This is a genomic window from Synechococcus sp. KORDI-52 (assembly GCF_000737595.1).
In the GTDB taxonomy this organism is placed as follows: Bacteria; Cyanobacteriota; Cyanobacteriia; order PCC-6307; family Cyanobiaceae; genus Parasynechococcus.
Genome location: NZ_CP006271.1, coordinates 164,650 through 185,572, shown reverse-complemented (window position 1 = coordinate 185,572; position 20,923 = coordinate 164,650). Strand labels below are relative to the sequence as shown.

General features: G+C 56.1%; 20 protein-coding genes and 1 tRNA gene. 6 read left to right on the top strand and 15 right to left on the bottom strand.

Features of this window, described 5'->3' with window-relative positions; translation table 11 throughout:
• Nucleotides 1–7 precede the first annotated feature (7 nt).
• Nucleotides 8–712, bottom strand: coding sequence for a tRNA (guanosine(46)-N7)-methyltransferase TrmB (trmB, locus tag KR52_RS01040; RefSeq protein ID WP_038551378.1), 705 nt, complete (start codon nt 710–712; stop codon nt 8–10).
• Nucleotides 713–736: 24 nt separating this feature from the next.
• Nucleotides 737–2,032, bottom strand: coding sequence for an FIST N-terminal domain-containing protein (locus KR52_RS01035; protein ID WP_038551376.1), 1,296 nt, complete (start codon nt 2,030–2,032; stop codon nt 737–739).
• A 69-nt stretch (nt 2,033–2,101) separates the two neighbouring features.
• Here KR52_RS01035 and KR52_RS01030 point away from each other — a divergent pair, with 69 nt between their 5' ends.
• Both KR52_RS01030 and KR52_RS01025 read left to right on the top strand, forming a co-directional pair.
• A complete protein-coding gene (locus tag KR52_RS01030) occupies nt 2,102–2,713 on the top strand; it encodes a DUF3177 family protein (protein WP_038551373.1) in 612 nt (203 codons plus the stop codon).
• On the top strand, nt 2,713–3,006 hold the full coding sequence (locus KR52_RS01025; RefSeq protein WP_038551371.1) for a hypothetical protein: 294 nt from the start codon (nt 2,713–2,715) through the stop codon (nt 3,004–3,006). The genes KR52_RS01030 and KR52_RS01025 overlap by 1 nt, the downstream gene beginning before the upstream one ends.
• Here KR52_RS01025 and ileS read toward each other — a convergent pair.
• Nucleotides 2,991–5,915 carry an isoleucine--tRNA ligase gene (ileS, locus tag KR52_RS01020; RefSeq protein WP_038551368.1) on the bottom strand — a complete coding sequence of 975 codons (2,925 nt, stop codon included), beginning with the start codon at nt 5,913–5,915 and terminating at the stop codon, nt 2,991–2,993. The two genes, KR52_RS01025 and ileS, sit on opposite strands and share 16 nt — an antisense overlap.
• A 27-nt stretch (nt 5,916–5,942) precedes the next feature.
• A complete protein-coding gene (locus KR52_RS01015) occupies nt 5,943–6,461 on the bottom strand; it encodes a Ycf66 family protein (protein ID WP_038551367.1) in 519 nt (172 codons plus the stop codon).
• A gap of 54 nt (nt 6,462–6,515) precedes the next feature.
• Between KR52_RS01015 and KR52_RS01010 the strand changes: the two genes are divergently transcribed.
• Nucleotides 6,516–6,597, top strand: a tRNA-Leu gene (locus KR52_RS01010).
• Between the two features lie 54 nt (nt 6,598–6,651).
• Nucleotides 6,652–7,683 carry a beta-carotene hydroxylase gene (gene crtR, locus KR52_RS01005; protein ID WP_038551364.1) on the top strand — a complete coding sequence of 344 codons (1,032 nt, stop codon included), beginning with the start codon at nt 6,652–6,654 and terminating at the stop codon, nt 7,681–7,683.
• Between the two features lie 7 nt (nt 7,684–7,690).
• Here crtR and gatC read toward each other — a convergent pair whose 3' ends face one another.
• From gatC to KR52_RS14005, 9 genes are all read right to left on the bottom strand, one after another.
• Complete coding sequence (gene gatC, locus KR52_RS01000) at nt 7,691–7,984, bottom strand: Asp-tRNA(Asn)/Glu-tRNA(Gln) amidotransferase subunit GatC (protein WP_038551360.1); 294 nt, start codon at nt 7,982–7,984, stop codon at nt 7,691–7,693.
• The gene (locus KR52_RS00995) at nt 7,981–8,769 is read right to left on the bottom strand and encodes a creatininase family protein (protein WP_038551358.1); all 789 of its coding nucleotides are present in this window, start codon (nt 8,767–8,769) and stop codon (nt 7,981–7,983) included. Before KR52_RS00995 ends, gatC begins: the two co-directional genes overlap by 4 nt.
• Nucleotides 8,770–8,812: 43 nt before the next feature.
• Nucleotides 8,813–8,956 carry a hypothetical protein gene (locus KR52_RS14700; protein WP_173402180.1) on the bottom strand — a complete coding sequence of 48 codons (144 nt, stop codon included), beginning with the start codon at nt 8,954–8,956 and terminating at the stop codon, nt 8,813–8,815.
• A 41-nt stretch (nt 8,957–8,997) separates the two neighbouring features.
• Nucleotides 8,998–9,729: a queuosine precursor transporter gene (locus KR52_RS00990; RefSeq protein ID WP_156957548.1), complete on the bottom strand. Its 732-nt coding sequence runs from the start codon at nt 9,727–9,729 to the stop codon at nt 8,998–9,000.
• Nucleotides 9,730–9,825: 96 nt separating this feature from the next.
• Nucleotides 9,826–11,382, bottom strand: a complete 1,557-nt coding sequence (locus tag KR52_RS00985) for a tetratricopeptide repeat protein (protein WP_084221920.1) — start codon at nt 11,380–11,382, stop codon at nt 9,826–9,828.
• A gap of 158 nt (nt 11,383–11,540) precedes the next feature.
• Nucleotides 11,541–11,930, bottom strand: coding sequence for a DUF6165 family protein (locus KR52_RS00980; protein ID WP_038551355.1), 390 nt, complete (start codon nt 11,928–11,930; stop codon nt 11,541–11,543).
• A 30-nt stretch (nt 11,931–11,960) separates the two neighbouring features.
• A complete protein-coding gene (locus KR52_RS00975) occupies nt 11,961–14,009 on the bottom strand; it encodes a tetratricopeptide repeat protein (protein ID WP_051834241.1) in 2,049 nt (682 codons plus the stop codon).
• Between the two features lie 571 nt (nt 14,010–14,580).
• A complete protein-coding gene (locus KR52_RS00970) occupies nt 14,581–16,164 on the bottom strand; it encodes a tetratricopeptide repeat protein (protein WP_216725532.1) in 1,584 nt (527 codons plus the stop codon).
• A gap of 304 nt (nt 16,165–16,468) precedes the next feature.
• Nucleotides 16,469–17,224, bottom strand: coding sequence for a class I SAM-dependent methyltransferase (locus KR52_RS14005; protein ID WP_071840124.1), 756 nt, complete (start codon nt 17,222–17,224; stop codon nt 16,469–16,471).
• 58 nt (nt 17,225–17,282) lie between these two features.
• On the opposite strand from KR52_RS14005, the gene KR52_RS00965 reads away from it, so the two are divergent.
• Nucleotides 17,283–17,921 (top strand): DNA-3-methyladenine glycosylase, encoded by a 639-nt coding sequence (locus KR52_RS00965; protein WP_038556655.1) that lies wholly within the window; start codon nt 17,283–17,285, stop codon nt 17,919–17,921.
• A complete protein-coding gene (locus tag KR52_RS00960) occupies nt 17,918–18,967 on the top strand; it encodes an aspartate carbamoyltransferase catalytic subunit (RefSeq protein ID WP_038556653.1) in 1,050 nt (349 codons plus the stop codon). The genes KR52_RS00965 and KR52_RS00960 overlap by 4 nt, the downstream gene beginning before the upstream one ends.
• On the opposite strand, the gene KR52_RS00955 is transcribed toward KR52_RS00960, so the two are convergent.
• Nucleotides 18,907–20,421, bottom strand: coding sequence for an NAD(P)/FAD-dependent oxidoreductase (locus KR52_RS00955; protein ID WP_038551353.1), 1,515 nt, complete (start codon nt 20,419–20,421; stop codon nt 18,907–18,909). The two genes, KR52_RS00960 and KR52_RS00955, sit on opposite strands and share 61 nt — an antisense overlap.
• Before the next feature lie 71 nt (nt 20,422–20,492).
• Nucleotides 20,493–20,825, bottom strand: coding sequence for a DUF565 domain-containing protein (locus tag KR52_RS00950; RefSeq protein ID WP_038551350.1), 333 nt, complete (start codon nt 20,823–20,825; stop codon nt 20,493–20,495).
• Nucleotides 20,826–20,923: the final 98 nt, after the last annotated feature.

Genomic DNA, 20,923 nt, shown 5'->3' with positions numbered 1-20,923 from the left:
GTGAGGGTCAGGTGGTGGGTGTTTCCGACGGATTATCGATCTCCTGCCAGCGTTGTTCCAGATCTGATAAGGAAGGCAGTGGACTCTGGTTCCTGCGATACAGCACCCGGTAGACGGGGAGGTTCTGGTCGAGCACGTAGCGCTCCCGTTCCGTGGGCACCGGCAGTGGATTGCTGTCGCGCCAGGGATGCTGATCCCCCGCCGGCCGATCAAAACAGACGCTGAGTTCGGTGAGAGCCACCATCGGCTCAATCACGTCGAGAACATCGCTCTGCAGAAACAACTCGCGGCCGGGCCGGAGCGCCGTTGCGATGGCCAGGAGCAGCGCCGGTTGCAGGACCCGCCGTTTGCGGTGCCGCCGTTTGAACCAGGGATCGGGAAACTGGATGGACACCCGCTGCAACCGGTCCGGTCCAAGGGCGTTCATCCACCCCTCCAGGCTGATGTTGGCATTGCAGAACAGAATCCGAATGTTGCCGTGTTCCGAGGCGAGCGCCTCACGATCGGCGGAGGTCACCAGGGGCCGGCGGATTTCAACGCCGAGATGGTTCCAGTGGGGATCACGCTCGGCCAGGCCCAGCAGGCACCGCCCGCGGGCGCAGCCGATATCGAGGTGGATCGGCTGATCAGGAACGCGGAACAGCTCCTCGGGTGGTGGGAGCTCCAGCGGCAGCTGAAAGAAGCTGCTGAGGGGATTGACGTGCTGACGCAAGGTTCCGAGGCGGTGCGATCCGGTTCAACCGAGATTGTCAGAGCCGCTGCCAGAGGAGCTGTCGGGGTCCTGGCGCAGCAAGCCCCAGCAGGCGGTATAGCCATGCAGATGCGTCGCGCCACCAACGGGTCCGATCTCACCGTTGCAGAACGCTCCCGCCACGGGCAGGTTCGGCATCAGTCGGCGCGCCAGGCTGATGTCGCCATCGGCACGACCGAACAGCCCCTGGCCCCGTCCCATGCAGGCCAACAGCAAACCGAAATGCACTGTGTCGTCTGAAGCAGCCGTCGCTGTCTTCAGCAAGCCAAGGGCCTCGTCCTCGGAGGCGGCGGCCTCGCGCAGATGAAATTGCACGTTTTGGCCGGCACGCACCCGCTCTGCAACGGCCACTGCGCCATTGCTGGGATCCACACCGATCAGGTTGCGCATCAGGAAGGCACTGGCTTCTGATGCTGCTCCATCGGTGTTCAGCAGCAGGCTGCTGCGTTCGACGCCGAGAAACAGCGAGTGACGCACCAGCTCGCGCTCCCGTTCGCTGAGGTCGGCCAGAACCCGTTGCAGGCAATTGATGGGACTGGCCTTGGTGTTGCCATCACTCAGTTCCAGCAGCACGTTGCGCCGCACCTGCTCGATTGAGAAGACCGGGCCGATGGGGCGGCAGCCCTGGGCCACCACCGTTTCGAGGCGCCAGCTCCCCCCGATGGAACAGACCACAGCGCCGGTGGCGACATTGTCATCCAGCAGCAGCGACCCGTGCGGGCTGTTGTGGGGTGCCGCGATGCCACCAATTTTTTCGGCACCCGGATAGGCGTAGTCCAGCCCGCTGATCAGGTCATTGACTCCACTGCTAGTGGGGTCGATCAGCAGGATCTGGCTGCGGGCTGCCTCGGGGGTGGTGCCAACCCAGTCCTGCCATTGCTGGGCGGCACCATCCAGATCAGGCAGCGCCTCTGTGCTCAGGTGTTGGGTGGCAATCGAGGCCCCCGGCAGGGAGAGCACCGTCACGCTCAACGCCGGCGTCTGTTCCAGTTCCGAGGCGCTGCCGTCGCCGCGGGTGCCCACCACGCCTCCTCCGGTGCATCCGATCCAATGTTTCGCGCTGATCTGGGCGCGAAGCATCGGTAGCAGCCGTGGCAGGTCGGTGGCGTAACCCGTTGAGGCAAAGACAAGGGTGAGATCAGCTTCGCCTCTGAGCCGACCCAGTTGCCCAATCACATCCCGCACTGCCTCGTCCAGAGACGCTTGCGTGGACAGCCCTGTCCGGCAACTGGGTCCAGCGCCACCGGATCGAAACCAATTGAACGGTGCGAACGGTGCCATGAAGCGGACCCTATCAACCCTGGAGCTCAGCTCGGGACGTTGATAATGGCGGCACTGTGACAGTCCTCGGTGAACGAGTTCACGTACCGCGCTCTGGTGTGGCTGACCTATCGCCTGGCCGCCACGTTTGCCGTGGGTGTGCCATTGGTTCTGTTGATCTGGTCGGCCTGGCGACGCGAGCCGATGGTGCTGCGGCTGCTCGGCATCTACTGGAAAGTGGCCAGTCTGATGGCGATCAGCCTGCTGCTACTCACGGATCAGCGCCCCATGGGCTACGCCACGGCCGTTGTTGCACCGCTGTTGATGGTGATCAGTCTTTGGTTCTGGGTCGACATCAATGAAGAGTTGGCCGACCAACCGTCCTGGCGACCCCTGCCGTTGGCAGTGAAGGTTTGGCGTTGGGCGTTCAGTGGTTTCGGAGTCCTCAGCCTGGGCATGAGCGTCACCGCTTTGCGCTGTATGCAAGAGCTGAACTCCCCGGCATGCCTGACCTGGCTCGAGGCTCCCCAGGGCATCCATGGTCTGGCGGCCACGGTGTTCGATTTTCTGTTTGGGGGGCAGTGGACGGAGGCCGTTGCCGCTTTTGTGGGTTACGTCGCCCTGGTGGCTTATCTGGCTGGCCTGCTGCAGTGGCTGTTGGTGCGCCTGCCCCGTTACGGGCGTGTGGCGGGTGATTTCTGATGACCGACCAGGCAGTGGTTCAGGGCCTGGAGGAGCGCACGCGACTTCAGCCCCAGCGCATCGTTCGATTGCGGGGTCAGGTGGGGGACGTGCCGTTTGAGTTGCTGATCTTCCGTGGATTCAGCAGCAGCACCACCCATCCAACCGACTTTGACCCCGACGCTTCTGTCCTACCGGTGGGTACAAGCCTGAATCAGGCTGAACTGCTGCAGGGGCCTCTATCGCCCACCCAGGAGGTTGTCCTGGCTGGGCCGATGCCGCCGAACGACCTCCTGGCTCAAGCCAACTGGTGATGTCGGCGTTCCAGAACGCCAACACAGCGACCACAGATGTGCGGATGCTCCGGGTGCTGACCCACATCCCCCTCGTAGTGCCAGCAGCGCTCGCATTTGGTCCCCCGCGCTCGGCTCACCTCGATTGATGCGAGTTCGTCGTCCTGGCTGGCGAGCACTTCAGCCCAGGGTTCGCCGCCAATCTGCAGTTGAGAGACCAGCAGCCAGTCCCGCAGACCATCCACCACGGAATCCCCCGTCTCACTCAGCCAAGAGAGAGCGTCCTGGAGTTCCGGACGGCGGGCGTCAATCCGCACGGCAGCCTCAAGCGATGCCCCAAGTTCCTGACGGCCGCGGCAGTCCTCCAGCACTTTGTTCACCGCAGCCCGAAGCTCCCGCAGCTCTTGAACCGGAGCGCTGAGCGTGGGATCACGCCAGTCGGAGGGAACCGTGGGCCAGCCGCGGTGGAAGACCGAGGTTTCCGCCACGGGGTAAGGCAGGTTCTGCCAGATGTCTTCGGCCATGTGGCACAACACCGGAGCGATCAGTCCGGCCAGGCGTTCGATGATCAGGGCCATCACGGTTTGGCAGCTGCGCCGGCGCCGGTCGCCGGGGGCACTCACGTAAAGCCTGTCCTTGGCGATGTCGAGGTAGAAGTTCGACAGATCGGTGACGCAGAAGTTCTGCAGCAACTGGAAGAAGCGGAAGAACTCGAAGCTGTCGAAGGCTTCTTTGATGTCGTCCATCACCTCGGCCGTGCGCTGCAGCATCCAGCGGTCCAGCACTGGAAGCTCCGCAATGGGGATCGCGTCGGTTGCCGGATTGAAGTCGTGGAGGTTGCCCAGCAGATAGCGGCTGGTGTTGCGCACCTTGCGGTAAACATCCGCCAGCTGGCGCAGGATCCCGGCCCCGATCGGCACATCGGCGGAGTAATCCACCGAGCTCACCCAGAGTCGCAACACATCAGCGCCGTAGGGCGGTTCCTGCTTCTGGTTCTTGCCCCCCTCGATGATCACCATCGGGTCGACCACATTTCCGAGGGATTTGCTCATCTTTCGGCCTTTCTCATCCAGGGCGAAGCCATGGGTGAGCACCCGCTTGTAGGGGGCATGGCCATTCACGGCGACCGAGGTGAGCAGGGAGCTCTGGAACCAGCCGCGGTGCTGGTCGGACCCTTCCAGGTAGAGGTCTGCGGGATAGCTCAGGTGGTCGCGCTGACTGGCGACGGCAGCCCAACTGGAGCCGGAGTCGAACCACACATCCATGGTGTCGGTGCCCTTGCGCCACTGGTCGGCCTGGTCGGCGTGGGCGGGCGGCAGCAGATCCGCTTCGTCTTTCTCCCACCAGACATCGGCACCGTGCTCGGCGATCAATGCTTCGATGTGAGCCAGGGTGTCGGCGTTCAGCAGCACCTCACCGTTGCTGCGGTGATAGAAGACGGGGATCGGCACCCCCCAAGTGCGTTGACGGGAGATGCACCAGTCACCCCGCTCCTTCACCATCGATTCGATCCGGTTTCGACCTGAGGCAGGGGTCCACTCCACTGCGGCGATCGCATCGAGTGCCTGTTGACGGAACCCTTCCACGGAGGCGAACCACTGTTCCGTGGCCCTGAAGATCGTGGGTTTCTTGGTGCGCCAGTCGTAGGGATAGCGGTGGCCATAGGCCTCCTGCTTGAGCAGGGCCCCGGCGGACTCCAGCGCCTCGATGATCTTGGGGTTGGCATCCTTGAGCACATTCAGGCCTGCGAACGGCCCGGCGTCGTCAGTGAGGTTGCCGGCTTCGTCCACAGGGCAGAGCACCGGCAGGCCGTTCTTCTGGCCGGTGTGGAAGTCGTCGACGCCGTGACCAGGGGCGGTGTGCACGAGGCCTGTGCCCGATTCAGTGGTGATGTAATCGCCCCCGATCACCACCGGACTGGTGCGGTCCAGGAGCGGGTGGCGGTAGGTCAGCCCGGCGAGCAGAGCGCCCTTCACGGTGGCGCGCCGGGTCAGTGGGCGCGCCAGGGTGCCGCTCAGCGTCTCGATCAGATCGGCAGCCACCAGCAACAGGCGGCCGTCGCCGTCGTCCGCCAGGGCGTAATCGAGCCGTTCATTCACCGACACCGCCAGGTTGGCCGGCAACGTCCAGGGGGTGGTGGTCCAGATCGCCACCTGCAGGGCCTGGCCCAGGGCGCCCGTCTCGGTGGGCAGCTCCAGGCCCTCCGCCTTGAGCGCATCCCGCAGCCGTTCCGGCAGCTCCACCGCTGGGAAAGCGGCATAGACGCTGGGGCTGGTGTGGCCGTCGGGGTACTCCAGTTCGGCTTCGGCCAAGGCGGTGCGTGAGCTCGGGCTCCAGTGCACCGGTTTCAGGCCCCGGTAGATGTGCCCTTTGAGCACCATCTCGCCAAACACCCGAATTTGAGCCGATTCGTACTGCTTTTGCAGGGTCAGATAGGGCTGCTCCCAGTCGGCCCAGATGCCCCAGCGCTGGAAGCCTTTCATCTGGCCATCCACCTGTTTGCGGGCGTAGGCGGCGGCTTTCTTTCGCAGCTTGATCGGTGTCAGCGCCTTGCGCTGCTCCTGATCCATCGACTGCAGCACTTTGAGCTCGATCGGAAGGCCGTGGCAGTCCCAGCCCGGCACGTAGCGCACCTGCCGCCCGTTCAACACCTGATATTTATTGATGACGTCCTTCAACACCTTGTTGAGGGCATGGCCCATGTGTAGGGCGCCATTGGCATAGGGCGGGCCGTCGTGGAGGGTGAAGGTCGGGCCGCTGTTGTTCAGCCCGAGTTTGCCGTCAATGCCCTGCTCCTTCCAGAAGGCCTGCAGTTCGGGCTCACGCTTCACGGCATTGGCCCGCATGCCGAAGCCCGTCTGCAGGAGGTTGAGCGTGTCTTTGTAGGAGGGACGTCCCTCAGCGGTGGCGTCGCGCGTCTCCTTGCTCACGGGGTCCCTGCTCTGGCCTCGGGATTATCAGTCTTCACCTTCTGGGGATGTGGCCTCCGCTGGCGGATTGGGTTCGATGCTGGCTGCTTCTGACGACGCATCGTCGCTTGTGTCGGTGGTTTCAGGGGAATCGGGACGCACCCATTTTTTGCCCGTCACCCCTGATTTTCCAGCCGGTTTGAGCTGTTTGGCGATGCCGCTGATCCCCTCGCCCACCCGGCCTGTGGTGATGAGGAGCTGTTGAACGCTGGTGCGCCAGTGGTCCAGCGAGGTGAACTGTTGTTGCTCGGTTTCGCTGAGGCTGTTCCAACGGGATTGTGCGACCTCAGTGCCCAACCGAGCCATGAGCAGGCCTGCGCAGAGAACGGCAAGCATCGGCGCTCCCCGCAGCCGGTCCGTGCTGGTGACCAAAACAAGACCCAGCAGCAACACCACTGCGCCCCAAACGCCATCCCGAGGTCGGCTGAGTTCAACGGCCAGAAGGGGAAGCAGCAGGAGTGCCAGGCCAAGCAGGAGGCAGAGATCGCCGCTGAGGGTCGCGAGCATCCGTGGTGAGGCGGTCTGCTCTCATTCTGGGCCGATCCCTAAAGTCAGGGCCTTGCCCATCTGGCGGAATTGGTAGACGCGCTGGTTTTAGGTACCAGTGGCTTCGGTCGTGGGGGTTCAAGTCCCCCGGTGGGCATTCCTTTCTCTACCGTGGTTCTGGATCGTTACAAACTTGTTGCCTGACCTCCGGATGCACCAGAGCACTGTTCAACAACAGCAGCCTCGTCCGGTGGGTGTGGGCTATCGCTCGGTTCCGCGAGAATTTGTTGACCCGCCGGCCTGTTGGAACCCAACGGTCGGCCTCTTCCTTGGTGGCTATGCCCTGGCGGTTCTGACCATCTGGGGCTGGTTTGTGGCCGCTTTGCCCCTGCCGGTGTTGCTGTGCACGGGCTTTTTGGCGCTGCACCTGGAAGGGACGGTGATTCATGACGCCTGCCACAACGCGGCCCATCCCAACCGGTGGATCAATCAGGCCATGGGCCATGGCTCGGCATTGTTGCTTGGCTTCAGCTTCCCCGTCTTCACCCGGGTGCATCTTGAGCATCACGCCCATGTGAATGACCCGAAGAACGACCCCGATCACATCGTCAGCACGTTCGGGCCGCTCTGGCTGATTGCCCCGAGATTTTTCTATCATGAGTGGTTTTTCTTTCAGCGGCGCCTCTGGCGCCGCTGGGAGTTGATGCAGTGGGGGCTGGAACGCAGCATTTTTGTGGTGATCGTTCTGGCGGCGGCTCGCTTTGACTTCCTGCCCTTCATCTTCAACTGCTGGTTTGCCCCTGCCTTGATGGTGGGGGTGACGCTGGGTCTGTTTTTTGACTACCTGCCGCATCGGCCGTTCACCTCCCGCAACCGCTGGACGAACGCCCGGATTTACCCCGGCAGGCTGATGAACTGGCTGATCATGGGGCAGAACTATCACCTGGTTCATCACCTCTGGCCATCCATCCCCTGGTTCGAATACAAACCGGCCTATGAGGCGACCAAGCCTCTGCTCGATTCCAAGGGATCTCCCCAGCGGTTGGGCATTTTTGAGACCCGTAAGGATGGCTACAACTTCCTCTACGACATCCTTGTTGGAGTGCGCAGCCACAAGCGGCGCAGCGGAAAGATGAGGCGCGCAGCCCGTTTTATGCCCGGGCGGGGGCTGCGTCGCCACTGGCTTGGTTTTGTTGACCGCATCGCGATCAAAACCGAGCCAAAGCGTTGGATGTCCCGCTGAATTGGATTCAGTTGGCCAGGATTTTCGGAACCCGGAAGAAGTCACCTTCCCTTTGAGGCGCCTGATTGAGGATGTCTTCACGCACCGGCGTCGGCTGCACGCCGTCGGCCCGGGTGACATTGGTCACCTCCACAGCTCGGGTGGTTTCCGGAACGCCTTCGGTGTCCACCTGTTGGAGCTGACCCACGTATTCGAGGATGGACTCGAGCTGACCGGTGTAGGTCGCAATTTTGTCCTCGGGCAGATCAAGACGGGCGAGCTTGGCCACCTTGCGGACGTCGTCGCTGGAAATCTGGCTCATGACTCGCCGAGGAACGTGCGCAGATCCTCGCTCAACGCGGTGGCAGCTGTCTCCAGCAAGGCGTCACCATGCTGGGCGGTGGCCAGGGAGGGGTGGGACCCCATGCGTCCATCGGGATGACGGCGACGGAAGTCGTCTGGTCCATGAATTGGTCCTGCCGGTGCGGGGTCGGGCAGTGGTCGCTGCTTGCTCTGCAGGCTGGGCTCCACAGCGAGGGTGACAGCGATTTCGCTGGGCGTGGCGTGATGGCCTTCTTTGTCCCCATACAGATCGCGTGCCTGGCGCATCACGGGGCCCGCCATAAACCAGTTGGCGAGGCGACAACGCAGCTGTGGGGCGACGGGGAGATTGCGTGTCGTGGCGGTGCCGTGGGCCTGGGCAAAGGCGGCTTTGGCCGTTGCGATGTTGCCGCCATGGCCATTGATCACGAACACCCGTTCGAAGCCATGCCGGCCCAGGGACAACACCAGGTCGTGCAGAACGGCCAGAAGTGTTGCCGGCTGCAGGCTCATCGTTCCCGCAAAACTAAGGTGATGTTCCGCCATGCCGAAGGCTTGGGCTGGAGTCACCAAAACTCCGGTGCGTCGCCCCACCTCCAGGGCCACCGCTTCTGCGGTGAGGGCGTCGGTGCCGATGGCGCCGGTGGGGCCGTGCTGCTCGGTGGATCCCAGGGGAATAATCACCCCCCTGCAGCCCTGGAGGTAGCTCTCTACCTCAGGCCAACTGCGCAGTGCGAGGCGAATGGCATCCGTGCTGTCGACAGGACCGGGAGTTGCAGCGGTCATTCAGGCAGAACCAATGCCCTGATGATCGCTCAATTCCAGCCGATCAGTGGGCGGTGCCGTTGCCGTCGTACTGATCGGTGTTGTAGTAGCCGCCACGGGTTCCGAAGAACAGGCAGGCCAGAGGGAAGAGCACGACGCTGGCGAGAAGCACAGTGCCGAGGTTGAAGCTGGAGGTGGCTGCGTCCATCACCTGGCCTGGAATGAGCTCAGCTTGGCGTGGATGCAGCGCTACTGCAGCGATCCTGTGGTTTCTGTTGTGAGTTCACGTCCATCTCCAGGAATGTCCAGCCATTCCCTCAGCCATCCCGTGAGCCAGATGAAGGGAAGCGTGTCGGTCAGCGCCGCCAGCAGCTTGAACAGGTAGCCGCTGCCGATGAAGCTGATCAACTGCGGCAGCACAGAGCGTTCCGGTTGCACTGGGAGCACATGGGCGCCGTAATGGCTGATCAGCACCACTGCACTGGTGTCCACCAACTGGCTCACCAGGGTGGAGCCGTTGTTGCGCAGCCAGAGCGCTTTGCCTTTGGTGAGCTGTTTCCAGAAATGGAACAGCCGCACGTCCACGAACTGCGCCGTGAGGTAAGCCACCATCGAGGCACCGACTGATCCGAAGCTGAGTTGCTGAATCGTGCGGAACGTGGCGTCGTCCGTGCCCGCCATGCCCGGCAACAGTCCTCCGAGCCAGAGGATCAGCAGCACCCAGCCGTTGAGCAGCAGCCCAACCCACACCACTTGATTGGCTTTCTGTTCTCCCCAGAGTTCACTGATCAGATCAGTGCAGAGGAACGTGATCGGATACGGCAGGGCACCGACGGCCACCACGATCGGCCAGCCGCCAATGCTGCCCAGTTGAAGGAAGCGGGTCAGCCCCAGGATGTTGAGCATGCCCAGGGTGCCCAGGAACAGGCCGGCCAGCACCAGAAACACCCCATCCCGCCGTGCCTGGAGATTGCTGTTCAACGCCTGCACAGTTCATGCTGGATCAAGCGTGGCGTCCAGCTGGCTGCCTGTCATTGATTTCATTTCACTTCCGCTCGATTGTTGAGCCCGGCCAGCTCAGATTCTTGTGCTTAAGCCACCGCCGAAGTGTTCTTGAAGCGCAAGTTTGACCCGCTGCATGACTTCGTTCCAATCGCCATTTTCATTTTGGCGGAACAGTCGCATGGAGGGATACCAGAAGGTGGAATCGCCGTAGAGCCCCCAACGCCAATCGGGGACCTTTGGTAGCAGAACCCAGGTTGGAATTCCCATGCCAGCAGCCATGTGGGCAGCTGTAGACCCTGTAGTAATTACTAAATCGCAATTGTTGATGATTGCTGCGTATTCAAGAAAGTCTTCTGGATGCTCTGAATCCGCAATTCTCAAAATGTCTAGCTGATGTGGTGTTATCTTTCGATTTTTCTGTAATTGCTCAATCTCCAAAGGTTGAGAGCCTCTTTGTAAGCACAGAAAATTACCCGTATATGAGTCAACTATTTTCCTGAAACTGTGGATGGGTATATTTCTACCTTGTTTGTTGGTGTCGTCTCGATTGCCCCGCCAGTTGATGCCAATATTCGGCATTTGATTTGTTGAGAGAATCTTTTTCCATTTGCAACTGAGTTTATCTGTAGGCTTTATATAGGCTCCGGTGATGATTGGATTGGCTGGGCTTATATTTAGATATCTTGGAACCGATAAGAGTTGTATCCACTCCCCCTCGCTGACCTGATTAGCTTGCTCAGGTGTCAGTGGAGACGAATCAATGCCTGAAGATTTAATTAATGGGTGAAGTCTTGCTGGGGCGCAAAGTGAAATGTTGAACTTATATTTTTTGAGGACTAGTGCATAGCGCATGAACTGTAATGTGTCTCCCAAGCCTTGTTCCGTTACAATGAGAAGTTTGACCTCTTTTTTGGGAAATTTTCCGTTCCATAGTTTACTGCGTGGTGAAGCGTGAGGCTTTAATTGGACTTTCCCTGTTTTGGTTCGCCACTCATATTTCTCCCAGCCGTTTTTGTAGTCGCCTCCAAGGAGCATCGTCAGAGAAGAGTTCCAGTGAACTTCTGGGTTGTCCTTTTTGAGTTTTAGAGCTTTGTTGTAGGAAGCGATTGCTGCAGTTAGATTTCCTTGTTGCTGGAGTGCGGTACCGAGATTGTTGTGAGCCTCGGCATAATTTGGCTTGAGTGCTATGGCGGTCTTGTAGAAGTCAATTGCTGCTGTTAAATTTCCCTGTTCTTGGAGTGTAGTTCCGAGATTGGTGTGAGCCTCGGCGTAATTGGGCTTGAGTTCTATGGCAGTTTTGTAGGAGTCGATTGCTGTGCTGAGCTTCCCCAGATCCTTGAGGGCATTGCCAAGGTTGTTGTGGGCTTCTGGAAAGTCGGGATTGTGTTTTATGGCATTGCGATAGGAGGCGACTGCATTGTCTAGTCTCCCCTCTCTCTGAAGGACGACACCAAGATTATTGTGTGCTTTTGGGAAATCATTTTTAAGTCCTAAGGCAGTGTTGTAAGCATCAATGGCACCATCCAAGTTCCCCTGACCGACGAGAGCATTGCCCACTCGGTAGTAGGTATGACATTCAACAGCACTGGCAAGTCTAGAGAACCAGGATCGTGCTTTTTCAAATTTCATTTCATACGACTACCAATTATGGTCCGAGTGTAGCTAAATTCTTATGGGGTTTGATGACGTTTAAAAAAAACGACCGGCCCTTCGTTGATTTAGGGAGTCAGCCATTCCATCTTTCTAGGAGTTTTGTAGAATATTTAATCGTTTGAGCGAGTCGCGTTTTAATAGGGCTGATATGACTTTTCTTCTGTGAAGGCTGATCCATACGCTATGTTGATTTCTTTTTTGATTGCTGAGCGCCGATCATTTTGCTTGTAAACCGATCTTGCAAGTTGGATGAAGGTGTCGCCAAAGTTTTTTTGACGTTCTTGATCACGAATTTCATCTTCTATATGCCATAGGCCTTGATTCACTTCTTTGAGTTGCTGAATGAGTTTGGGATCAACATTGAGATTTAGATTCTTTAATGTGCTCTCAAGGGCGTTTAGCTCTGTTGTGACGTGTTTCAGAGCAGCACCTTGCAGATGGTTGGTTTTGATCTGGAGGATGGTGATCTTGTCAATGAGCTCTCCAAGAGAGATCGGTGCTTGAATGTTTTGAATCGGTTGCATCTTGTTTTCAGGAGTAAGAAAAGTCGTTGGTTAAGCGTGAATTGTGTTACTTCCGAAGTGCTCTTGAAGTGCAAGTGTGACCTGTTGCATGACTTCGTTCCAATCGCCATTTTCATTTTGGCGGAACAGTCGCATGGTGGGATACCAGAAGGTGGAATCGCCTTCCAACCCCCAACGCCATTCAGGGATTTTTTTGAGGAGAAGCCAGGTGGCTTTGCCCATGCCACCAGCGAGATGAGCGACAGCGGTATCGCTGGTGATGATGAGGTCGCAGTTGGCGAGGATGGCAGCAGTTTCGAGGAAATCCCAGGTGTCATTAACTTGATCTTGGCAGCTGACAAAACGCTCCTTGAAGGAGCATGTGTCGAGTTGTTCGCTGCCAAAGCCTTTTTGAAGAGAGAGCAGTGTGGCGTTGTCTTGAGTGGCAATGGGCGCGAAGGTTTCCAGTGGCAAGGAGCGACCTTTTGATGTTGTTACTTCATGGCTTGGGCTGCCTTGCCAGTTAATGCCGATGATGGGTCGTTGTTCGGCTGAGAGGATGGTTCGCCACTTTGTGTTTAGTTCATCCGTTGTTTGGATGTAGGGCTCCGTGATGATTGGGTTGTCTGGGCTGACTTCTAAGTATTTGGGTAATGAAAGAAGCGGTATCCATTTGCCATCAGTAACTTGATTGGCCCGTTCTGGAGTTAGAGGTGATGCATCAATGCCTGATGCCCGAATCAGTGAGTGAAGTTTTGGTTGAGCACATAGAGAGGTACGAATACCCCGTTGTTTGAGTGTAAGTGCATAACGCATGAATTGAAGTGTGTCACCAAAGCCTTGTTCGGAGACGACAAGAAGTTTGTTGATATCTGAGAGAGTGTCGTTGTCTAGGCGTGGGCAGATTGGATTGGCATGTGGAAGTGAGGGCTTTTCAGTTCTAGAACGCCATTCATATTTTACCCATCCATCCTTATAGTTGCCGCTCAGAAGCAATGCATGTGAGCAATTCCAATGGACTGCTAAGTAGTTAGGGTTGAGTTTTAATGCTGTTTTGTATGAGACGATGGCTTCGTCTGGGCGGCCGTCTTGGACGAATGTATTTCCCAGATTGTAGTGAGTTTCTGGGTTGTCGGGATTGAGTTGTAGTGCTTTATTGAAGTATTCAATGGCTGCGGTTGAGTTGCCTTGTTCTTTAAGGGCAATGCTGAGGTTGTTGTAAGCCTCTGGGTAGTCAGGATTGAGTTCTATTGCTGTGTTGAAACTTTTTATTGCTTCTGTTAGTTTGCCTTGTTCTTGGAGAGCAATGCCAAGATTGTTGTGCGCTTTCGGGTGGAGGGGGTTGAGTTGCAATGCTTTGCTGTAGGAGGAGATTGCAGCTTCCAGTTCTCCTTCTTTCTGTAGGGCAATGCCGAGGTTAATGTGAGCACCTGGATCATTGGGTTGGAATTTTATGGCTGTTTTATATGAGGTAATGGCTGCGACTATATTGCCTTGTTGTTGCAGAGCAAGGCCGCAGTTCCGGTGAGCCTCAGGGAAGTCCTGCTGGAGTACTATTGCTGCTTTATAGGAGTTAATTGCTGCTGAAAAGTCTCCCTGTGCTTGAAGGCTAAGCCCTATGTTGTTATAAATAAGAGGTTGTTTGGGCTTGAGTTTAAGGCTTTTGTTGTAGGAAGTGATTGCCTCATTTATATTTCCTTGTTCCTGGTATGTAGTTCCGAGATTGTTGTGAGCCTCGGCGTAATTGGGCTTGAGTGCTATGGCGGTTTTGTAGGAGTCGATTGCTGTGCTGAGCTTCCCCAGGTCCTTTAGGGCATTGCCAAGGTTGTTGTGGGCTTCTGGGAAGTTGGGATTGTGTTTTATGGCATTGCGATAGGAGTCGACTGCATTGTCTAGTCTCCCCTCTCTCTGAAGGGCGACACCAAGATTATTGTGTGCTTTTGGGAAATCATTTTTAAGCCCTAAGGCAGTGTTGTAAGCATCAATGGCACCAACCAAGTCGCCTTGATCCACGAGGGCATTGCCCACTCGGTAGTAGGTTTGACATTCAATAGCATTGGACAGTTTAGAGAACCAGGAGAGTGCTTTTCCGAATTTCATTTTATATGGTCGTAAATTCTGACCTGAGTTTAGCTAGGATTTTGCTTTTTTAATGAAGTTTACAAGAACGATAGGTCGCGTTTGATTTAGAATTTTAGCTATGTCATCTTGCTATTAGGATTAGCATAAATCTATAATTGCTTGAGTATTTTGCGTATTTAATGTGTTTATATGTCTTTTATTGTGCGAAGACTGAGCCGTGGGAGATGTTGGTTTCTTTTTTTGATTGCTGAGCGTCGATCATTTTGCTTGTAAACCTATTTTGCAAGTTGGATAAGGTGTCGCTATAGTTTTTGACGTTCTAGCTCGCGAATTTCATCTTCTATATGCCATTGGTCTTGATTTACTTCTTTGAGTGCTGAATGAGTTTTTGATCAACACTGAGATTTAGATTGTTGAATGTACCCTCAAGGGCATTATCTGGTGTGACAAATTTCAGGGCAGCGCCATGCAGACGCTTGATTTTGATTTGGAGGATGGTGATCTTGTTAATGAGTTCTCCAAGAGAGATTAGTGCTTGGAAGTTTTAAATCGGCTGGACTTTGTTTTGAGGAGTAAGAAAAGTCGTTTGTTAAGCGTGAAGTGAGTCACTTCTGAAGTGTTTTTGAAGTGCAAGTGTGACCTGTTGCATGACTTCGTTCCAATCGCCATTTTCATTTTGGCGGAACAGTCGTATTGTGGGATACCAAAAGGTGGAATCGCCTTCTAATCCCCAGCGCCATTCAGGAACTTTTTTGAGGAGGAGCCAGGTGGCTTTGCCCATGCCACCAGCGAGGTGAGCGACAGCGGTATCGCTGGTGATGATGAGGTCGCAGTTGGCGATGATGGAAGCAGTTTCGAGAAAATCCCAGGTGTCATTAACTTGATCTTGGCAGCTCACGAAATGTTCTTTGAAGGAGCATGTGTCGAGTTGTTCGCTGCCAAAGCCTTTTTGAAGAGACAGCAGTGAGGTGTTGTTTTGAGTGGCAATGGGCGCGAAGGCTTCCAGTGGTAGGGAGCGTCCTTTCGATGTTGTTACTTCATGGCTAGGACTCCCTTGCCAGTTAATGCCGATGACGGGTCGTTTTTCGGCGGAGAGGATAGTTCGCCATTTGCTATTGAGTTCGTCCGTTGTTTGGATGTAGGGCTCCGTGATGATTGGGTTGTCTGGGCTGACTTCTAAATATTTTGGTAGTGAAAGAAGCGGTATCCAGTGGCCATCAGTGACTTGATTGGCTTGTTCTGGAGTTAGAGGTGATGCTTCAATGCCTGATGCTTGGATTAGTTTGTGAAGTTTGGGTTGAGCACAGAGAGAGGTATGAATACCTCTTTGTTTGAGTGTAAGTACATAACGCATGAATTGCAGCGTGTCACCAAAGCCTTGTTCGGAGATGACAAGAAGTTTGTTTATATCCAAGAGAGTGTCGTTGTCTAGGCGTGGGCAGATTGGATTGGCATGTGGAAGTGAGGGTTTTTCAGTTTTAGAGCGCCATTCATGTTTTTCCCAGCCACTTGCGTAATTACCTGTCTGCAGTAAATAAAAAGAAAGGCTATTATTAGCATCGGCATGTTCTGGTTCATATGTCAGGGCATTATTGTAGGCGATGCCCGCTGCATCAAGGTCACCATTCATCTGAAGAACGACGCCGAGGTTATTATGAGCATCTGGGTAGTTGGGCTTTATCTTGAGTGCAGCGTTATAAGATTCTATTGCTGAAACTAGATTTTCCTGCTTTTTAAGTGCATTCCCCAAGTTGTAGTGAGCTTCTGGGTAGTCGGGCTTGAGTGCTAAGGTTTTGTTGAAAGTTCTTATTGCATCAGTAACTTCACCTTGTTCTTGGAGAGCAATGCCAAGGTTGTTGTAAGCCTCTGGGTAGTTTGGCTTGAGATTTATGGCTTTGTTGAAAGAGATGATTGCTGCGGCTAGATCGCCATGTTTTTGAAGGGCAATCCCGAGGTTGTTGTAGCCCTCTGGGTAGTCGGGATTAAGCTCTATAGCTTTGTTTAGAAGAGCAATAAGTTCTTCAAATCTCCCTTGCATTCCGCATACAGCTGCGAGATTTCCATAAACAGCGTAATATGACGCCCCAGTTGATATAAGTTCTCTATAAATAGCTTCAGCTTCCGCTAGCTTTCCTTGGCTGGTCAAAGTTACTGCTTTCTGGCCTTTAATCACGAGATCTGAAGGGATCTCTGGAGATTTTTTCTTTTGGAATTTACTTTTAAGCTTTCTTATAAGCCAAGAAGTGAATACTCTGTGTTTCATTGAGCCTGCTTTAGGGCTTTATGCTTATTTTAACCTGTTTGTCTTGTGACTCTATTAAATTGTTCGCCAATTTAAGGCGCGGTGGAAATGTTGATCGTCCTGCTTGGTCAGGAGTCAACATGGGTCTCTATTGGTTTGTTAAATTTGTTGATTAATAAGGCTTGAATACTTTTTTCGGCCAAAGCTGAGCTGTGGGTTGTGTCGATTTCTATTTCTAACCTTTTCTTAGGAGAGCTTGGTATGAGCTTTTACTTAGTTGATTAAAACCGCATTCTTTTAGTAAGGGAACGCTGTACATACCTTTGTTGAAGGGCGTCTGTATGTCATCGATAAGGATGAGTCCATTCGGCTTTAATAGTTTTCTGCTCAGAATTATTGCAACATCATTTCTGTGTAGCAAAGCGCAAGCATCGCTGTCTCCACTTTCGGCGTGGTCCATATAAATAAGGTCGTAGGATTCATTCGTTACGTTGAGAAAATCTGTTGAATTTTTTTGGACATATGAGGCTTCATGGCCAATATTTTTCAAGAGTCTTTTGGATACCTTCACCGCCTTTTCGTTGGGGTCAACTGATGTTAGTGAGCAATCGGGTAGTAATAATTTAATGACAGCAGTAAAGCATCCTGCGCCCCAGTCCCAGGCTTCAATATCCGGGTTGAAATGTTCTGTATTTATTGAGCCGTTTGAGAAGCTTCTCGAGGTTCCAAGTTCTAGTATTGATGAGTTTTCTTCTCGCCCTTTGAGTATTTCAAAGCATGTTTTGATTGTTTGCGCGCGTTTGCCAAGAAGTCTGAAAAGCTTTTCATGGCTGATCTGATCTTCCAGATTTCGGTTGTTATTGTTGGATTTTGCTGTCGCCACTGTTTGGATTTGTCCGAAGTTTGAATTATTTGTTTTCTTGCTGTCGTGGTCTTCGGTTGTTGTGCCAGCCCAAGGAAGTAAGGATATGGCCCTTTTGAGTCTGTCCAAGGTTGTTGAAATATTTGATACGATTCTATCGGCTTCGACTATGTTTTGCGGCTGTTTCTTGGCTGCTTGGTTTGTGATTAGAGATTTCACGGCCCAGCCCCAAGCCTTCTTCCGCCGCCCCGCTGAGGTCGTTGCCCCTGAGCTGATTGGCTGCAGGTTGGTGAAACACCAAGACGACGGCAGCCTGCTGTGGGGCGTGATTGTGGAAACAGAAGCGTATTCCCAGGACGATCCCGCTTGTCACGGTTACCGCCGCCGTTCACCGCAAAACGAAACTCTTTTCGGAGAGCCAGGACGGTTTTACGTGTATGTCAGCTATGGCATCCACCACTGCGTGAACGTGGTCACCGATCGAGCTGATTGGGCGAATGGTGTGTTGCTCCGTGCTGTGGCCCTCCCCGATGAACCGGAGCGGGTTGCTGCGGGGCCTGGCTTGCTGGCGCGTCGTTTCGGGCTTGATCGCCGTGATGACAGCCTTCCGGTGACGGGCGAACATGAAGTGTGGCTGGCCCCCAGGTCAGCCCCGTTCGCCAGAAAGGATCTTGTGACGACCACGCGGATCGGCATCTCCCAGGGTGCAGCAACCCCATGGCGCTGGTACCTGCGGAGCAGTCGCAGTGTCAGCCGGCGCGCCCGGGGTGATCGCATTCCGCCCAAGGCACAGTGCTGGTCTCCATCGCGGGAGCAGCTGTCATGAGTGGTTGGCCGCACCGGCACGTTCTTGATCTCGCCTCGTTTTCGCGAGAAGACCTTGCGGCTGTGCTCGAGCTGGCCCAGCGGTTTCGTTCGCTGCCCATTACCGGTGCCCGCAAACTGCCCGCCTTGCAGGGGCGGCTGGTGGCAACGCTGTTCTTCGAGCCCAGCACCCGAACCCGCAGCAGTTTTGAGTTGGCGGCCAAGCGTCTGTCGGCAGACGTGATGAGCTTTTCACCCTCCAGTAGCTCTCTCAGCAAAGGGGAAAGCGTTCTCGATACCGCGCGCACCTACGTGGCCATGGGTGCTGACGTTCTGGTGGTGCGCCACCGTTCCACCGGTGTGCCCCAGCAGCTGGCGCTGGATCTGCAGCAGATCGGTGAGCGCACCGTTGTGCTCAATGGGGGGGATGGACTCCACAGCCATCCCAGCCAGGGACTGCTGGATCTGCTCACCCTTGCCCGGCATTTCTCTCCCCAGCACCCCATGCCGGAGGCGTTGCAAGGTCGCCGCATCGTGATCGTCGGCGACATCCTTCACTCGCGGGTGGCCCGTTCCAATCTCTGGGCGTTAACGGCCTGTGGCGCGGATGTGGTGTTGTGCGGCCCTCCGAGCCTTGTCCCGGAGGATTTTGCAGCCTTCGTGGATGCTCCGCCTCCAGGTCTGCTCAAGGATCCGGTGCCGCAACGGGGCCAGGTCAGCGTGGTGCGGCGCCTGGAGCATGCTCTGCCGGGCGCCGATGCCGTGATGACCCTGCGGCTTCAGAAGGAACGGATGGGCCAGCAGTTGCTCACCAGCCTGGAGCGTTATCACCGCGATTTCGGACTGAACCATGAGCGCATGCAGCTCTGCGGTCAGAACGTTCCCGTTCTGCATCCCGGTCCGGTGAATCGTGGCGTCGAATTGAGCGGGTCGCTCCTGGATGACCCGCGCGTCAGCCTGGTGGAGGAACAGGTCAGGAACGGTGTGCCCACCCGGATGGCTCTGCTCTATTTGATGGCAGCTTCCGAATCCGCCACAGAGCCGTCCTTGGTGTCGAGCAGCACCTGAGTTTGCGGGAGCCCACTGAGTTGGTGGGCGTAGTAGTCCATCGCTGCCCTGAGGGCGGCATCGGGTTCGGCGATGGATGGCCCGGTCCCACTGGCCATCGGGAAGTGGGCATCTTCAGCATCAAGGGCGAGATGCTGGCTGGGCATGCCGGTGAGCAGAACGGAGGACCGTTGCCGGGTTGCCAGGGCGTACAACCATTTGACGCTCAAGGTGATCCGGTTCTCTCGGTTCGGGATCAAGGCCAGGTGAACGATGGCCCACAGCAGCAGGCCCATCCGGCCTGAAAATCTGAAGCCATGCAGGTCGGCGACGGCACTGGTGTGCACCACAGCCATGCTGCCGAAATCGAAATAGCTGAAGGTGGGGCGTGACCGTCCCGCCACGATCGCCGCGATGTCCTTGCCAATGAAGGTTCCGGCTTGTTTGGCGGGAGCCGCCATGCCCGGCAGCGGCTTGCCATTCATGGTGTGGCTGTAGCTGCAGAGATCACCGGCGATTCGGATGTCGGGGTGGTTGGGAATCGAGAAATCTGCGTTGACCACGACCCGTCCGCCGCGATCAACCTCGCAGCCGGTGGCTTCGCTCAGCTTCTGCCCCAGATGGGATGCCTTCACGCCAGCGGTCCAGATCACCGTGGCGGCCTGGATCCGAACATCTCCATCGGGGCTGCTGATAACAACCTCTCCGGGCCGCATGGTTTGGACGCGTCCATGGCACATGACTTCGATGCCGTCCCGCTCAAGGGCCTTCAGGGATGCTTCGGAGAGTTCCGCCGGCATCGCTCTCAGCACCCTGTCGCCGGGATCCACCAGCACGATTCGCGTTTTCTGGGGATCCAGCTGCTTGAAGGCATTGTTCAAGGCCCACCGCATCAGCTCTGAAACGGCGCCAGCCATTTCGCAACCACTGGGGCCCGCCCCCACGATCACCACCGTCTGCAGAAACTGCCGAGCCTCGGGATTCGGCGTCTGCTCCGCCTGCTCCATCGCCATCAGCAGACGGCGTCGGATCTCTTCAGCATGCTCGAGGATTTTCATCGGGGGCGCGAATGTGCGCCAGTCCTCATGGCCGAAATAGGTGCTGCCCGACCCTGTGGCCAGGATCAGATGGTCATAGCTGTAGGCCTTGCCGTTGAACACGATCTGCTTGCCTTCGGGGTTCACGGTGGTGACCTCCCCCAGCAGCACCTGCACGTTGTCTTGCTTGCCCACCAGTTCGCGCAGAGGCGTGGCCACATCACTTCTTGAGACCAATCCTGTGGCCACCTGATACAGCAGCGGCTGGAACAGGTTGAAGTTGCGCTTGTCAATCAAGGTGATGCGCACCTCAGCTCCGGCGAGGGCCTTGCAGGCATGCACCCCCGTGAAGCCACCACCGACGATGACCACATGGGGAGCATCACGCAACCGCTCAGCAGGCGGCTCAAGTTCCAGAAAATAGTGGTTATTAGCCATCTTCAGCCCCGCGAAGTCTTACTAAAGGGTATGAATCGTGGTCTGATTTGTCTGCTTTGAACGGTTCCGCTTCAGATCAGCTTGAACGCTTCGAGGAACAGCCCGTAAAGAAAGCCAATCCGACCAAGATCAAGCAGTTGCTGAGGCAATCTCAGCGCAGGGTCGGAACTGCGTCGCCGCCGAATCGTGATTTCAGCACCCAGGACGACGAGAAGAGCAGCTACGGGGTCCATCTGACCAAGAACGCCGGCCACGGAGGTGATCGCGCTGCCGAACAGAAAACCGATTAATCCGGCCAGGGCCAGCAAGGACAACCGTCGCCATGGATTGCGGGTCCAGTGATCAAGCCTCTGGATGGCTGCGCCGACGTTGGCTTGCAGACGGGTGGATTGGAGCCGTTGCACGGCGCAAAAAGCAGAGGTAGAGGCAGGATGATGTCAAGTGATCCCCATCACCTGGCCCAGCACCTACCAGCCATTTTTTACACCACCTGTGGACAACC